This is a genomic window from Vibrio sp. M260121, from assembly GCF_036533715.1.
Classification (GTDB): domain Bacteria; phylum Pseudomonadota; class Gammaproteobacteria; order Enterobacterales; family Vibrionaceae; genus Vibrio.
In genome coordinates this window covers 54626-69496 of the sequence record NZ_JATABF010000020.1, presented here as the reverse complement: position 1 = coordinate 69496, position 14871 = coordinate 54626, and the positions used below count along the sequence as shown (strand labels likewise).

Genomic DNA, 14871 nt, shown 5'->3' with positions numbered 1-14871 from the left:
ATAAACGGACTGAAGACATGCCGTAAACTTTCATTAAATAAAGATATATAACAACTATTATATGAACAATATTCGCTTGTTTAACTTAAACCTACGCTACAAAACAGCGCTGTATTTTGCTCTTGGTTTACTGGGCATGATCATCAGTTTTCTTTTCATTAGCCGATACTTTTTCCTCTACAGCTTAGATGAATTGGAGAATATGGAGATCTCTCGAGCAAATCATCAAGCTCAAGCCGTGATCGAAATGATGGTCAAACAACAACAAGATAGCTCTTATGATTGGGCTTATTGGGATGAGACCTATCAGTTACTCAAATATCGTGAAATAGAAGCGTACAGGGAGCGAAACTTATACATCGAGTCTATGGATACTCTCGCACTTGATATGATGGGTTTTATCACACTCAAAGGTGAAACATTGGACGCCTTGACCAGAGAGCCTAGTCAGGAAAAATCACTCGCTTTTGTCAGTGAAGTAATGTCACAACCTTCTTTAGAGCAACATGTTAGCTCTATGAACCACAGATTAGATGTTTATCGAGAAAGTGTGGCTGGGCTATTTAAGATCAATCAAAGTATCTGGGTATTAAGCTTAACGCCGGTGAGAAACAGCGAAGGCGACAAAGATTCCTCTGGCTGGTTACTGTGGGGACGAGATCTAACTCAACGTTTCCCTGGCGATTTCCAATCTATTCTTTCAGCAAATAACCAACTGACAACGCTAGACCCTGATTTTCTAACAGGTGACTTAATCGAGAAAAGTAGCGACACAATTTCCAAGCATTCGGTGATTAAAGATATTGCCGGAAATCCGATTGCCTCATTAAAAACCCAAACGGAGCGCGCACACTATGAAAAAGGCAACGCATTATTTCTCTATCTTTTTGCCACTGTTGGCGTAGTAGCTTCCATCATCGCTTCGGGTACGTATTTGATATTTAGAAATCGCGTTGCAACGCGTTTCAACCATTTCGCAGACGGCATCCAGCAGATTGCTTCTCAATACCAAATCGAAGGACTGAAGTCAGTCAGTTCAGATGAGCTGGACGTCGCAGCAAAACTCGTCCAAAAGCTATCAGAAAACAACTCAATGACCGCTCTTCAATTAAAAGATTCTCTCGAGAAGTTTACGGCATTGTATGAAAGCACGTCTTTAGGGATGCTTATCGTCATTGAACGACAAATTGTTGATGCCAACCAGCGTGCACTTGATTTATTAAGCTATGACAAAGACATCATTCTAGGAAAGCAGCTGGATGATTTATGCGCATCAGAGGACGAAGAATGCCATGTCGACATTATGTTTAAACAGCTACAAAGCGGGCGGAACCTATTCGAAGCTCAAATGCTCAATAGCCTCGGAACTCAAATTGACTGCCTAATAGAAGCCACACTCATACAGCACCACGGTCAAAATGCCCTCATGCTACTGATCCAAGATCAACGTGAGAAAAAGCAACAAGCGCAGTTGATTCAAGACCTTACGGACTATGATCCTATCTCAGGATTTTGTAATCGACCAGTCATCCTTGGTGCACTCTCCGAGCTCATAGCCCATCGACCAAATCAATTTTCCTTCATTTATTTAAGCAGTAATGGACTCAAGCAAATCTCCGAAGTCTACGGCCACGTTATTTTTGATGAGGCTATCCAGTATATATCGATGCTGTTTAGGCAAGAATTTGAAGGGTATCAAATTGGTCGCATCAGTGAATCTGAGTTTATTATCGTAATCCCTTCATCGGATAAGTGTCAGCTTGCTATGGAGTCAGCGAACAAACTGCTCAACCAACTGGCACATAAAGTTGAAGTTGCCGGATTACAGCTTTCATTAAAAAGCTATGCGATTATGGTTGACCCTGAGATTACCCATCAAACCTTGGATGAATTGTTGCTGGTCACTCGTTACTCTTCTCAAACCATGCAAAGAGAAAACGGTAACAAGGTGCAAATCACAGGTAAAGCACTGTCGACACAAGCCCAAACATCAATGACCATTCATCGTGATTTAGAACTCGCGATTGAGAATGACAACATCGTTCCGTACTTCCAGCCTATTCTGAACACACAGACAGAAGAAATTATTGGCTTCGAAGCGTTAGCAAGGTGGCAACATCCGAGCCTTGGTATGATCTCACCGGCCGTATTTATTCCAATGGCAGAACAGAACCAACTCATTGTCGAATTGGGAGAATCCATCCTCAAGCAATCTTGCCAGTTCATCAGCCAGTTAAATAAAAGCCGCCAAGCCTATGGTCTAAAAAATCTGAATGTACATGTAAACCTCAGCGCTCAGCACTTTTACCATTCTAGTCTTACGACCTCTTTGGAACTGATGTTCGACCAATATCAATTGTCCTCAGGCCAGCTCGTGCTAGAAATCACAGAAAGTATGCTGATGGGCATTGAGGAAGAAGTGATCCACCGAATTAACGAAATCAAACAACTGGGAATCCAACTTGCGCTGGATGACTTTGGTACTGGATACGCGTCGTTTAGCAGTCTATGTAGCTTCCCTATTGATATAGTAAAACTTGATAAGTCCTACATCGATCAAATTGAAACCAACGACCGAGCTAAAACGTTGGTCAGAAACATCGCCAATATGGCTCAAGAGCTTGGCCTCACCATCGTCGCAGAAGGCGTCGAGACCATGAGCCAAGTCAGAAAACTAAAGGTCTGGAATATCGATGAGCTACAAGGCTTTTACTTCTATAAACCGATATCAAAGCTCGACGCTTTCACCCTGTTTTCTGGCCAGCCATACATCTAGTGCAGGCTCAAACGGCAAAGTGATGCGGAGCACACGCATCACTTTGTATAGGCCGATTTACAAAGCAACTATTTTTAATTCATAGTGCCATCACTCTCGTAGCTATACTTTAAATAGTGTTTTCAATAAGTCCCATTGGTTACACAAGGAGGGCTGTATGAAACAGATACGATTGTGGCTTCTTTCCCTACTCTTGTTTGCAAGCCAAGCGATAGCAAGCACGGTTTGGGTATTGCCTGTCAAAGGGGCAATTGGCCCAGCTCTGAGTGATTATCTGTCACGAGAAATTGAAGAGGCTCAACAAAACGGTATTGACCTTGTCATTTTAAAAATGGATACCCCCGGCGGGCTGGATAGCTCAATGAGGGATATCATACACGCCATCACCACATCCACTGTCCCTATCGCGACTTGGGTCGGTCCTTCAGGCTCTCGCGCAGCTAGTGCTGGAACATACATTCTGCTCGCCAGCCATGTCGCAGCTATGGCAGAAGCCACTAACTTGGGCGCCGCAACTCCCGTTGCCTTGGGTGGAGCACCACAACAGCCGTCTTCAGACGAAGGTAAAGACTCAACAGATTCACAACCGGAATCCACAGAAAAAGCCTCGGACGAAGTGCCTGCCAAAACCGCAATGGAAAAGAAGGTCATTAACGATGCCAGAGCCTACATCAAAGGCTTAGCGCGATTGCACGATAGAAATGCCGAATGGGCAGAAAAAGCGGTCAGCATGGCGGCTAGTTTGGACGCCACCGAAGCATTAGAACTCAACGTCATCGACTTCATTGCCAACTCACCGGAAGATTTGGTTTCAACGATTAATGGCATCGAAGTCAAACTCAACGGCAAACCGTTTAAGCTGGCGTTAGATAACCCAACTTGGGTGGAGCGCGTCCCAGACTGGCGTGCAGAAATGTTGGCGGTGATCACCAATCCCAACGTAGCTTACATCCTCATGCTGATTGGTATTTATGGCTTGCTTCTAGAGTTCTACAACCCAGGTATCGGCTTGCCCGGCGTGCTCGGTGGGATTTGTCTGTTGCTAGCCATGTATGCCCTGCAAATGATGCCTGTGAATTACGTTGGTTTGGGACTAATGCTGCTTGGTATTGCTCTGATGATTGCTGAAGCCTTTAACCCGAGCTTTGGCATACTCGGTTTAGGCGGTGTCGTTGCATTTGTGCTTGGCTCAATCTTCCTAGTGGACAGCGATATACCCGGCTTCCAAATTGCCCTACCACTGATTTTCGGTATCGCTATTTTCTCTGTGGGGCTCATCGTCATTACGGTTGGCTTGCTTCTTAAAATTCGCAGTAAAAAAGCCACTACAGGGCTTGAAAACTTCCCGGGTAAACTCGCCGTTGTGAGCGATGATTTTGTTGATGGTACTGGTCGAGTGCAATTAGACGGGGCGCTATGGCAAGCCAAAGCAGAACAGGAATTGAAACAAGGTGACCACGTGACTGTGGTGAAAATTAAAGGGTTGATCCTAACCGTGAAACCCAGTGACCGCCCTAAGGAATAGGAGGCGCTTATGATGCTTTACACTGTTGCCGTTATCATCGTTTTATTGTTTGCACTGGCAACGCAAATGTTCAAGGTGCTGCGTGAGTACGAGCGCGGCGTGGTGTTCTTTCTCGGTCGCTTCCAAGAAGTGAAAGGACCTGGTTTGATCATCTTAATTCCCTTCATTCAACAAATGGTTCGCGTCGACCTTCGCACCATTGTTTTGGATGTTCCGACTCAAGATTTAATCACCCGTGACAACGTATCAGTCAGAGTCAACGCCGTGGTTTACTTCCGAGTGGTCGACCCACAAATGGCAATCAACAATATTGAAAGCTATAGCGACGCCACTAGCCAACTAGCACAAACAACGCTGCGTTCGGTGCTAGGCCAACACGAACTGGATGAATTGCTTTCAGAACGTGAGCGTCTCAATAAAGACCTCCAAGCCATTCTTGATCAGCAAACTGACGATTGGGGAATCAAGATAGCAACGGTTGAAGTGAAACATGTCGATCTTAACGACAGCATGGTGCGCGCCCTTGCCCGCCAAGCCGAAGCAGAACGTAACCGTCGCGCGAAGATCATCCACGCAACCGGTGAGTTAGAAGCGTCTAGCAAATTGAAAGAAGCGGCAGAAATGCTTAACGAAGCACCAAATGCGTTGCAACTTCGATACATGCAGACACTCACTGAGATCACCACAGACAAGACATCGACCATCATCTTCCCGATGCCAATCAACCTTGTCGAAGCGGTTTCCGATATCGCCAAGGCTGTGAAGAACAATCAGGGAGAGTTGGAAGAAGGGAAAGAGTAAACCTAGCAGTCGCTATAGAGGCAAGTAGAAAAAGGAAAAAGAGGGAGTAGCCGTTTGCTGCTCCCTCTATAGATGTGGTCAGGTTTCTATTCGTTATAGTGAACGTTCAGCACATAACCAATTACCATATCGATGCACCAAATGTAATGAGTAAGTATTCTTCAGCATCTCCCCCCCTACAATTCTGTATAAGGGACGCATATTTGTCTCTTGGGGAGCAGTGAACAGCCTGAACTAGCTTACTCTATTAAATGAAGGGGCTAACGTACCGCCTCTTCACGATAGTTGAACGACTTTTCGCTGCACTCTAAGCTAATTTGGACAAAAAAGTATCTAGGTTTTTGTCCAAAAGGAAGCACCCAAAATCAAAATCTAAATAGTAAACGAAACCTTTATTTTCAGAGCCAAAACCTAGACATACATAAGCATTCCCTAACCCTTCAATAACCGGAGCTATATCAGATTCATTGGAGATATCAGGGTTGTCTAAGTAAGGTTTAAACCTCATGTAAATATCTTCAATATCATCTATATCGAATACCTCGGACATAGGAACTTCACCTCCGCATGTTGACTCTTCAACATGAGGGTAATTTGAAAGCAGAAGCTCTTTCTCCGTTAAATCATCATAAGCTTGTAGCTTTTGGATATCATTACCAATGGAATCAATTATATTCATTACTTTTTCTCCGGTGGAGACATGTAATTCAGAATATTTTCTGGATTACTTTTGTTGTGTTTAATAATGGCACTACCACCAGTATGGCTAACCCCACCCTTACCGACCGAGTGAACATTCTTAGGAACTAGCATCATTGACTTGGCATCTTGATGATGATGCCAAACCATATCTTTCTTGTTGTAGCCATTCAAGCCCAACACTTGCATTGCCAATTTTTCGTCTTTAGCGCGATTACCCGTCAAGCCATCGACACGAACAATTTTTTCAGCATATGGGGTAAAGTCAGGAAAACCATCAAAGTCGAAAAACACTTCACCACCTTCTGCTTTAACTGCTTTTCCGGCTAAATCGCTATTGATAATTTTTCTACCATTAATCTCTTTAAATGGGTTTCTCTCAAAAGCTTCTTTAACTAACCTTCCACCAGCATCATCTAAGAACTTTCCAGGGATTGCGATAACAGCCATGGAAGCCGCGCCCGCTAGTGTTGGTTTATTGATGAACTCTTTTCCCTCTTTAGCCAGTGCCTCAATATCATCAGCAAGCATTGAGGCTGGGTCAAGCTTAACCGAATTAACCGCATCCAATTCAGGGTTCGCCAATGTCTCATCAAGATCGAAACTCGGCACTTCAATTTTTTCTAGGCGGCCAATGACTCTTTCTCGATTTGCAGCCCAACGAGCTTCATCTTCTTTTGAGTAGGTTAGTTCTTCTTTACGAGCCAAACGCTGTCGTTCAGCAAGTTGTTTGAGACTTTCTCCAAGCGTCTGTGTTTTAGGGCGAACCTCCTTCTCAACAAGTGAGGTATAACCTCCGCCGCTACTGGTCGCTATGCGCTTCTTCTCAATATCATCGCCATCCATAGATAAGCACTTTCCTATAAGGCCAGGTGCTTATTATATAACCACACTTTTATACTGGTTATACCTCAAAGAACAAATCATTCTTTTTACTATAAGAAAGAACGTTTTAAAGGAGACTCAAAACAATTCCTCTCCATACAGGACATATTTTCTAGCGAACTAGTGCATTTCGTTAGAGATCATGAAAACTTTTCTCTAAGCAAGCATAAAGAGCCAGCGCACGCTATGATGCTTCAGATGTATCGCTCTGCATCTAAACAACGCTCTCGTAGGGGGGGTAATTCAGTGAGAAGACATGGCTGCCCCATATAGAATACTTCTTAAACAAGACACTGAGTTTCAAGCATACCAAATCCTGTAAGCTTTAATCGTTACATAGTCTATCAAACTGAGCATTGTAATTTCTCAGGCTTAGCCCTTACCCTTACTAGTATTCAGCCATTTCAAGGATACTTATAACACTGATTGAACTTACGCATCGGTACACTCTTTCTTCATGATCGTTAATCCTGTTTCAAAGCAGTGACGCCACGCGTACTCGGCCCTTTTATCAAAGTCAGGATCACATTGGGCGACGGTTTCTAACAGGCTTTCAAACCAAACATCGATATCTTCAGGGGTGACGCCAATATTGTTGTGTCCGTGCTTATCACCGTATTTACGCATCATGTCACGAGCGTCAACAGAGGTATCCGCCATCATCACAAACACGATTGAACCTTTGAGCATTCGGATCTGCTTTTTCATGTCTACACCATCGAACTTTTGCCTGAAGTTTTCGCCTTTCGACCAAAAGTTCTCGTAGAACAAATCAAAGAAGTCCTCATGAATAACGCAGTGTTCGTAGCTGTCGTTAAAAACTTCGATTACGTTCATTCTTCTTCTCCTCGAACCAACCAATTAAAGTATGAGCTCAATTTAATATTCTCACAAATTCTGTGGAATAAAGGCTGGCTATGAAAGGATCATGATGCAAAAAGGACCACCTTCGCTCGAGGCCCCTTTTGATTTTCAATAAAAAATAGAAAGTGATTTAAACGAAACGCGTATTATCATTTCGAGAAAAGTCGATATGATGGACTCACTTTCGAGGTACGCATGGTTACCGATGCTAAGCGCATCCTCATTTGTCTAATAATATTAAGAGGATATAAACGTGTCTCATCAAATCATTACAGACCTAAACAACCGTTACACAGCGAAAAAATACGACGAAGAGAAACGCATCTCTCAAGAAGATATGGCAATCATCAAAGAAGCGATTCGCCTATCTGCGTCTTCTATCAACTCTCAGCCTTGGAAATTCATCGTAATTGAGAGCGACGAAGCGAAACAGCGTTTCCACGACACGTTTGCTAACATGCACCAGTTCAACCAACCGCACGCTAAAGCAGCGTCTCACACTATTCTGCTAGCGTACGATCCAAAATTCACTAAAGAGAAATTTGCGAAGCGTGTTGATGCTGAAGTAACTTCTGGCCACCTACCAGCCGAGATGTACGACACTTTCATGGGTGCTTACGCATTTGCTGAGGCAAACACAGATGAGAACGGCTACAACGGTGGCTGGACGAAAGCGCAAGTTTACATCGCTCTTGGTAACCTAATGCACACACTAGCGCGTCTAGGTATCGACTCAACTCCAATGGAAGGTGTAGACCCAACACTGATCGGCGAAGAGTTCAAAGCAGAACTAGATGGTCACGTATGTGAAGTTGCACTAGCAATCGGCTATCACAAAGACGGCGAAGACTACAACCACGGTCTACCTAAAGCGCGTCTACACATGGATGACGTGATTACTACTCTTTAATGAGTATCGTCTCCTAGCTCCATGGTTCCTAGCCTAGAGCCTAGCTATCTAAATCATTGTTCAAATTGAAAGAGCCGTACTTCTTAGTTTCTCAGTCTAAGGGTACGGCTCTTTTTTATTTTGCAGAGGGGGACTCAACAAACGTTTTGAGCTAAAAGCCAACTAAGCTACTTGCTTGGACTTAAAGTTGCCAAGCAGCGCGTCATACAATTCATTGTCACTCAGCACGCCCACTAACTTGTTCTCTTCTACTAGCAAGATAGGTTGATTACTGCGTTGCTTCAGTTCAATCGCCTCACGCATGCTGATATCTGGATTAGCTTGAACGACTGTGCTTTCGCCGATGTCGTCGAGTGTGGTTGAATCGCTTTCCCAATTCACCAATGACTTATCGGAATCCACCAGCGTTAAGCCTTTCGGCTCTTGCTCGACCCAAATCTGTTTATCTGCACACACCAACACGCGGTCATTCTGCTGCTTAAGCTCGGCACTAGCTTGCATCAATGAACGACCTTTCAACACGTTGAGCGGATTAGTGTGAGCCACAAAGTCCGCCACATACTCGTTTTCTGGAGCAAGGATGATTTGTTCAGGCTTGCCGTGTTGAATCAGTTTGCCCGACTCCATAATGGCAATGTTATTACCGATTTTCAGCGCTTCATCTAAGTCGTGGCTCACAAACAAAATCGTCTTGTTGAGCTTCTCTTGCAGTTGAATCAATTCATCTTGAAGCTGAGCGCGAATCAGAGGATCGAGCGCAGAGAACGGTTCATCCATTAGTAAGATGTCGGTATCCATAGCAAAGGCGCGAGCCAAGCCAACGCGTTGCTGCATGCCGCCAGAAAGCTCATGCGGGAACTTACTCTCCCACTCGCTCAGCCCAACCATTTCAAGTTGTTCACGCGCTTTTTCACGACGTTCCGCTTTGCCAATGCCCTGCATCTCAAGACCAAACGCCACGTTATCCAATACCGTTAACCACGGCATAAGCGCAAACTTTTGGAACACCATCGACACGCGATGAGTACGCAGGTTACGTAGAGTTTGTTCGTCACAGTTGGCAAGCTCTACCATGTCGTCGCCATCTTTGATTTTGAGTGAACCACGAGAGATCTCATTCAAACCATTAACGGCACGAAGGAGGCTGGATTTACCCGAACCGGAAAGCCCCATCAATACACAGATCTCACCTTGTTTGATGCTCATTGAGACCTTATCAACACCAACCACTTGTCCGGTTTCATCAATGATCTCTTGGCGAGACTTGCCTTGGTCGAGTAACGCCAATGCTTGCTCTTGGTGCTGACCAAACACAACGTCGAGGTTTTCAATCGTAATTGCATCCATGTTATGCCTCCTTTTGGTTTGGTGCTTTGCACAAACGGTCGAGAATAATCGCGACTAACACAATCGCTAAACCCGCTTCAAAGCCTTGAGAAATGTTCACGGTGTTCAGTGCTCGTACGACTGGTTTACCCAGACCATCGGCACCGACTAGAGCAGCAATCACCACCATAGAAAGCGACAACATAATGCACTGGGTAATACCCGCCATAATACTTGGCAGAGCCGCCGGGAGTTCGACTTTGAATAGCAATTTCATGCGGCTTGCACCAAAGGCTTTACCCGCTTCAATCAACTCTTCTGGCACTTTGGTGATGCCAAGGTAAGTCAGACGAATTGGCGCGGCGATAGCAAAGATAATGGTGGAAATCAGCCCCGGAACGATGCCTAAACCAAACAGAACCAATGTTGGGATCAGATACACAAACGTTGGTACGGTCTGCATTAAATCGAGTATCGGGCGCAATAAGGTATACAACCACGGGCGATGCGCCGCCATGATGCCCAGCGGCACGCCAATTAATACGGAAATCGTTGTCGCAGCGAAGACGAGAACAAAGGTTTCCAGCATTTCTTGCCAGTAGCCGAGGTTAAGGATAGTCAGCAGCGCCAGCACGATAAACACGACTAAAGGAATGCTGCGGTGTAGGAACCACGCAATCGCTGCGGTCATGATGATTGGTGCTGCCGGTGGCATCCATTTGAAAATATCCACCACGAATAGAATGATGGTTTCGAGAAAAATAGAGATAGCATCAAAGAAACCCGACGCGTTCATGGTTAACCAATCCACGCCTGTTTCCATCCATTCGCCCAACGGAAGTTTGTTGTCCGTAATAAAATTCACAATAAAACCTTTGTGTTAAAAGGCGGGCGTCGCTGCCCACCTTTTCCTAAAGAGAGGAATGATTAAGCGTTTGTTTTTAGGTAAGAAGTAATCGCTTGTTTTGCGTCTTTACCATCCAGCGTCTTCACGCCTTCTAGCCACGCTTCAAATTGTTGTGGGTTAGCATTCAACCATTCTTGTGCCGCTTTCGCTGGCTTTTGTTTTTGGTTTAGAATCGCTTCCATCAACTGGTTTTCCATCTCTAGACTGAACTCTAGATTCTTAAGCAGTTGACCCACGTTTTGACACTCAGATAGGTAGTCTTGGCGCACGTTGGTGTAAACATTTGCACCGCCGTAGTTAGGTCCAAAGAAGTCGTCACCGCCAGATAGGTATTCCATCTCAACATTGCTGTTCATTGGGTGTGGTGCCCAACCTAGGTAAACGATCCATTGGTTACGACGCACAGCACGAGACACTTGAGACACCATGCCCGCTTCGCTTGATTCCACGAGGCTGAAGTCTTTCAAGCCGAATGCATCGCTGTCGATCATATCTTGGATAAGGCGATTGCCATCGTTACCCGGCTCAATGCCGTAGATGCGGTCTTTGAATTTGTCGGCATGTTTTGCCAAGTCAGCAAAGCTTTTCACGCCTGCGTCATATACGTACTTTGGTACAGCTAGTGTGTATTTTGCGCCTTCTAGGTTTGCGCGAACGGTTTCCACTGTGCCTGCTTCACGGTATTTGGCGATATCGCCTTCCATGGTTGGCATCCAGTTACCTAGGAACACGTCAATGTCGCCGTTTGCCATTGAAGAGTACGTCACAGGTACAGACAGAAGATCGGTCTTGGTTTTGTAGCCCAAGCCTTTTAGCAGTTCAGAGGTAACAGCAGTAGTTGCAGTAATGTCTGTCCAGCCGACATCGGCAAATCGAACGGTTTCACATTGGTTAGCGTAAGCACCTGTCGCCATTGCACTCAGCGCGATAGATGAAAAGATTTTTGTCATCGTAGACATGTTTAAATTCCTTGTAATGATTACTGACTTTATGAGATTGAGCTTAAGTCTCTTTTCGGCGGACGCATTCTTTGCGTCTCTTGCCAGTTCGGAGCAATCCAAACCGGTGTGTTATTCGATTCTTCGAGTACGTTTCCTAAGATCATGTCCGCGGCACGCTCTGCAACCATGATGGTTGGGGCGTTTAAGTTGCCATTCGGAATGGTTGGGAAGATGGATGAATCCACTACGCGCAAGCCTTCAATGCCGCGCACTTGGCAGGCTTCATTCAGAACTGCCATTGGGTCATCGTCTGCACCCATTTTGCAGCTACACGATGGGTGGTAAGCACTTTCTACATTTTGCTTCACCCATTCATCAATCGCTTCGTCGCGTGTTATGTTAAGACCGGGCTGGATCTCTTCGCCACGGAACGCATCCATTGCAGGTTGATTGAGGATTTCACGCGTTAGACGAATACAGTCTCGCCAATCCTGCTTATCTTGTTCCGTCGAGATGTAGTTGAACTCGATTTTTGGCTTGTCATTTGGGTTGGCAGAAACCACTTCGACACTGCCGCGACTCTCTGGCTTGTTTGGACCAACATGCACTTGGAAGCCGTGACCATCAAATGCCGCGCGTCCGTCATAGCGCATTGCCGCTGGTAGAAAGTGATATTGAATGTTTGGCGATTTCAATCCTTCACGAGAACGGATGAACGCGCACGATTCAAAGTGGTTGGTTGCGCCCAGACCTTTGCGCGTCAAAATCCACTCCGTACCAATCAAACCTTTGCTGATCAAACCTAGCTTGCTGTTAAGCGTGATCGGCTGTTTACAGTGATACTGGAAGTATACTTCGAGGTGATCTTGAAGGTTCTTACCCACGCCTTCTAGTGCGTGTTTCACTTCAATGCCCGCTTTTTCAAGCACAGTCTTAGGACCAATACCCGAAAGTTGCAGCAGTTGTACCGAGCCGATAGAACCTGCGCTCGACACAACCTCTTTGTTGGCAAAGCACTGTTTGATTTTGCCGGATTGCTCGAACTCAATGCCGACCGCTTTCTTGCCTTCAAGCAAAATGCGATGAGCGGTTACGCCTTTCATTAGGGTGAAATTACTGCGCTTTTTTGCACGGCTTAAGTAAGCATTAGAAGTAGAAGCGCGCACACCTTTGTCTACCGTCATGTGCATCGGACCGAAGCCCTCTTGCTGATAACCGTTGTAGTCTTGCGTTTCTGGATAGCCTGCATCTTTACCCGCTTCAATAAACGCTTGGTAAAGTGGATTCAGCTTCATATCGTTGCCGTTACAAGTACCTACCGGACCGCTGTCACCACGGTATTCGTCTGCGCCGCCTGTCCATGTTTCCGCTTTACGGAAGTACGGCAGACACGCTTGGTAGTTCCAGCCTTTTGCGCCTTCTGCTTCCCATTCGTCAAAGTCACAAGCATGACCACGAACATAAACCATGCCGTTGATCGAAGAGCTACCGCCCAAAACTTTGCCGCGTGGGCAATGCAGTTGTCGTCCGTCCAACCCCTCTTCCGCAACAGTTTCAAACTGCCATGCGTACTTTTCGGTGTTCATTGGGTAAGACAGTGCCGTTGGCATTTGGATGAAGATGCTCTTGTCTGAGCCACCCGCTTCCAGCAGCAATACTTGGTGTTGACCGCTTTCACTCAGGCGATCCGCCAAGACACAGCCTGCCGAACCAGCACCGACGACGATGTAATCGTAGTGTTGTTGCATTACAAATCCTCCTGACTGATTAGGCGTAAGGGCTATCGAAATCACCCAAATGCACTAACACGCTCTTGGTTTGGGTGTAATGCTTGAGGGTTTCAACACCGTTTTCACGTCCAATGCCAGACAGTTTGTAACCGCCAACGGGCATTTCAGCTGGAGAATCACCCCAGGTGTTAATCCAACAAATACCTGCTTGGATTTGATGAATGACGCGGTGGGCACGAGATAAGTTTTGCGTGAACACGCCAGCTGCAAGTCCGTAATCGGTGCTGTTAGCGCGTGCAATCACTTCGTCTTCATCACTGAACTTAAGCACTGACATTACGGGACCAAAGATCTCTTGCTGCACATGGGGCATATCGTCTTCACAATCAATGAAAACCGTTGGCACAACAAAGTTACCGCTCGCCAAACCATTGTCTGTGACTTTGTAACCACCAGTCAGCAACGTTGCTTTGCTTGCTTTCGCTTGTTCAATTGCGGAAAGAACTTTTGATTCGTGCTCTTTGGAAATTAATGCGCCAATTTGGGTTTGCTCGTCAAGCGGATCGCCAACCACCAGCAACTCAGTACGAGTTTTTAGTTGAGCAACAAACTCATCATAAATAGCTTCATGAACGAACACGCGAGTACCGTGCGTACAAACCTCACCTTGGGTGTAGAAGTTCGCGACCATTGCAGCAGAAACCGCGTCGTCTAGCTTGGCATCATCAAAAATGATCATTGGTGATTTACCGCCAAGCTCCATTGTGACTTGCTTTAACGTCGCAGCACTGTCACCCATCACGACTTTGCCCGTACCAGATTCCCCCGTGAAAGAGACTTTAGCGATATCTGGATGTGCGGTGAGCATTTGCCCTACTCGGTAATCACCTTGAATAACGTTGAACACGCCATCTGGCAACCCCGCTTCGCTGTAGATTTCTGCCAGTTTGAGTGCAGTTAATGGAGTTTCTTCTGATGGCTTAAAGATCATCGCATTACCCGCAGCAAGCGCAGGGGCAGACTTCCACATCGCGATTTGAATTGGGTAATTCCACGCACCAATACCTGCACAAATTCCCAAAGGCTCACGGCGAGTGTAGAAAAACTGCGATTCATTCAGCGGTTGCTGTTCGCCATGCATGCTAGGCGCAAGACCTGCGTAGTACTCGATCACATCAGCGCCCGTTGCAATGTCTACGCAATTCGCTTCTTGGATTGGCTTGCCCGTATCCGCCACTTCTAGTGCCGCTAATTCGTCGTTTCTTTCACGAAGTATCGCCACCGCTTTAAGCAAAATGCGGCTTCGTTCTGTCGCCGTCATGGCAGACCAAATCGCAAAACCGCGCTTGGCAGATTCAATTGCCGCTTGCATATCTTGCTGGTTAGCCTGCTTCACATTCGCAAGCGGTTCACCATTGGCGGGATTGTATGTGGTGAAGTGTTCTTCTGAGCATCCTAGGTGCATGGCACCATCGATGTAGTGTGCTTTCATATCCATTTGAAGGTT

General features: G+C 45.8%; 12 protein-coding genes. 4 read left to right on the top strand and 8 right to left on the bottom strand.

Features of this window, described 5'->3' with window-relative positions; translation table 11 throughout:
• The first annotated feature begins 61 nt into the window (after window positions 1-61).
• The 3 genes from QTO06_RS12855 to QTO06_RS12845 all read left to right on the top strand — a co-directional run bounded on the left by QTO06_RS12855 (window position 62) and on the right by QTO06_RS12845 (window position 5102).
• Window positions 62-2776, top strand: coding sequence for a bifunctional diguanylate cyclase/phosphodiesterase (locus QTO06_RS12855; RefSeq protein WP_331408363.1), 2715 nt, complete (start codon window positions 62-64; stop codon window positions 2774-2776).
• A gap of 157 nt (window positions 2777-2933) precedes the next feature.
• On the top strand, window positions 2934-4301 hold the full coding sequence (locus QTO06_RS12850; protein ID WP_331408362.1) for an NfeD family protein: 1368 nt from the start codon (window positions 2934-2936) through the stop codon (window positions 4299-4301).
• Window positions 4302-4310: 9 nt separating this feature from the next.
• Window positions 4311-5102, top strand: a complete 792-nt coding sequence (locus QTO06_RS12845) for a slipin family protein (RefSeq protein ID WP_331408361.1) — start codon at window positions 4311-4313, stop codon at window positions 5100-5102.
• 307 nt (window positions 5103-5409) lie between these two features.
• Here the strand turns inward: QTO06_RS12845 and QTO06_RS12840 are convergent, their stop codons facing one another.
• The 3 genes from QTO06_RS12840 to QTO06_RS12830 all read right to left on the bottom strand — a co-directional run bounded on the left by QTO06_RS12840 (window position 5410) and on the right by QTO06_RS12830 (window position 7523).
• Entirely contained in the window at window positions 5410-5781 is a 372-nt protein-coding gene (locus QTO06_RS12840) for a hypothetical protein (RefSeq protein ID WP_331408360.1), read from the bottom strand.
• On the bottom strand, window positions 5781-6647 hold the full coding sequence (locus QTO06_RS12835) for an HNH endonuclease signature motif containing protein (protein WP_331408359.1): 867 nt from the start codon (window positions 6645-6647) through the stop codon (window positions 5781-5783). The genes QTO06_RS12840 and QTO06_RS12835 overlap by 1 nt, the downstream gene beginning before the upstream one ends.
• A 471-nt stretch (window positions 6648-7118) precedes the next feature.
• On the bottom strand, window positions 7119-7523 hold the full coding sequence (locus QTO06_RS12830; protein WP_331408358.1) for a globin: 405 nt from the start codon (window positions 7521-7523) through the stop codon (window positions 7119-7121).
• 280 nt (window positions 7524-7803) lie between these two features.
• Between QTO06_RS12830 and QTO06_RS12825 the strand changes: the two genes are divergently transcribed.
• Entirely contained in the window at window positions 7804-8460 is a 657-nt protein-coding gene (locus QTO06_RS12825; RefSeq protein ID WP_038888372.1) for an NAD(P)H-dependent oxidoreductase, read from the top strand.
• Between the two features lie 162 nt (window positions 8461-8622).
• On the opposite strand, the gene choV is transcribed toward QTO06_RS12825, so the two are convergent.
• The 5 genes from choV to betB all read right to left on the bottom strand — a co-directional run bounded on the left by choV (window position 8623) and on the right by betB (window position 14862).
• A complete protein-coding gene (choV, locus tag QTO06_RS12820) occupies window positions 8623-9807 on the bottom strand; it encodes a choline ABC transporter ATP-binding protein (RefSeq protein WP_331408357.1) in 1185 nt (394 codons plus the stop codon).
• Between the two features lies 1 nt (window position 9808).
• Window positions 9809-10651: a choline ABC transporter permease subunit gene (choW, locus tag QTO06_RS12815; protein WP_038888377.1), complete on the bottom strand. Its 843-nt coding sequence runs from the start codon at window positions 10649-10651 to the stop codon at window positions 9809-9811.
• 62 nt (window positions 10652-10713) lie between these two features.
• Window positions 10714-11652 carry a choline ABC transporter substrate-binding protein gene (locus tag QTO06_RS12810; protein ID WP_050919256.1) on the bottom strand — a complete coding sequence of 313 codons (939 nt, stop codon included), beginning with the start codon at window positions 11650-11652 and terminating at the stop codon, window positions 10714-10716.
• A 29-nt stretch (window positions 11653-11681) separates the two neighbouring features.
• On the bottom strand, window positions 11682-13382 hold the full coding sequence (gene betA / locus QTO06_RS12805) for a choline dehydrogenase (RefSeq protein ID WP_050919257.1): 1701 nt from the start codon (window positions 13380-13382) through the stop codon (window positions 11682-11684).
• 19 nt (window positions 13383-13401) lie between these two features.
• Window positions 13402-14862 carry a betaine-aldehyde dehydrogenase gene (gene betB / locus QTO06_RS12800; RefSeq protein ID WP_331408354.1) on the bottom strand — a complete coding sequence of 487 codons (1461 nt, stop codon included), beginning with the start codon at window positions 14860-14862 and terminating at the stop codon, window positions 13402-13404.
• Window positions 14863-14871 lie beyond the last annotated feature (9 nt).

Coding starts and splice junctions, on each gene's coding strand:
- QTO06_RS12840 (WP_331408360.1), bottom strand. CDS start 5,781: ATGAATATAATTGATTCCATTGGTAATGATATCCAAAAGCTACAAGCT.
- QTO06_RS12810 (WP_050919256.1), bottom strand. CDS start 11,652: ATGTCTACGATGACAAAAATCTTTTCATCTATCGCGCTGAGTGCAATG.
- betA (WP_050919257.1), bottom strand. CDS start 13,382: ATGCAACAACACTACGATTACATCGTCGTCGGTGCTGGTTCGGCAGGC.
- QTO06_RS12855 (WP_331408363.1), top strand. CDS start 62: ATGAACAATATTCGCTTGTTTAACTTAAACCTACGCTACAAAACAGCG.
- QTO06_RS12835 (WP_331408359.1), bottom strand. CDS start 6,647: ATGGATGGCGATGATATTGAGAAGAAGCGCATAGCGACCAGTAGCGGC.
- QTO06_RS12845 (WP_331408361.1), top strand. CDS start 4,311: ATGATGCTTTACACTGTTGCCGTTATCATCGTTTTATTGTTTGCACTG.
- QTO06_RS12850 (WP_331408362.1), top strand. CDS start 2,934: ATGAAACAGATACGATTGTGGCTTCTTTCCCTACTCTTGTTTGCAAGC.
- betB (WP_331408354.1), bottom strand. CDS start 14,862: ATGGATATGAAAGCACACTACATCGATGGTGCCATGCACCTAGGATGC.
- choV (WP_331408357.1), bottom strand. CDS start 9,807: ATGGATGCAATTACGATTGAAAACCTCGACGTTGTGTTTGGTCAGCAC.
- QTO06_RS12830 (WP_331408358.1), bottom strand. CDS start 7,523: ATGAACGTAATCGAAGTTTTTAACGACAGCTACGAACACTGCGTTATT.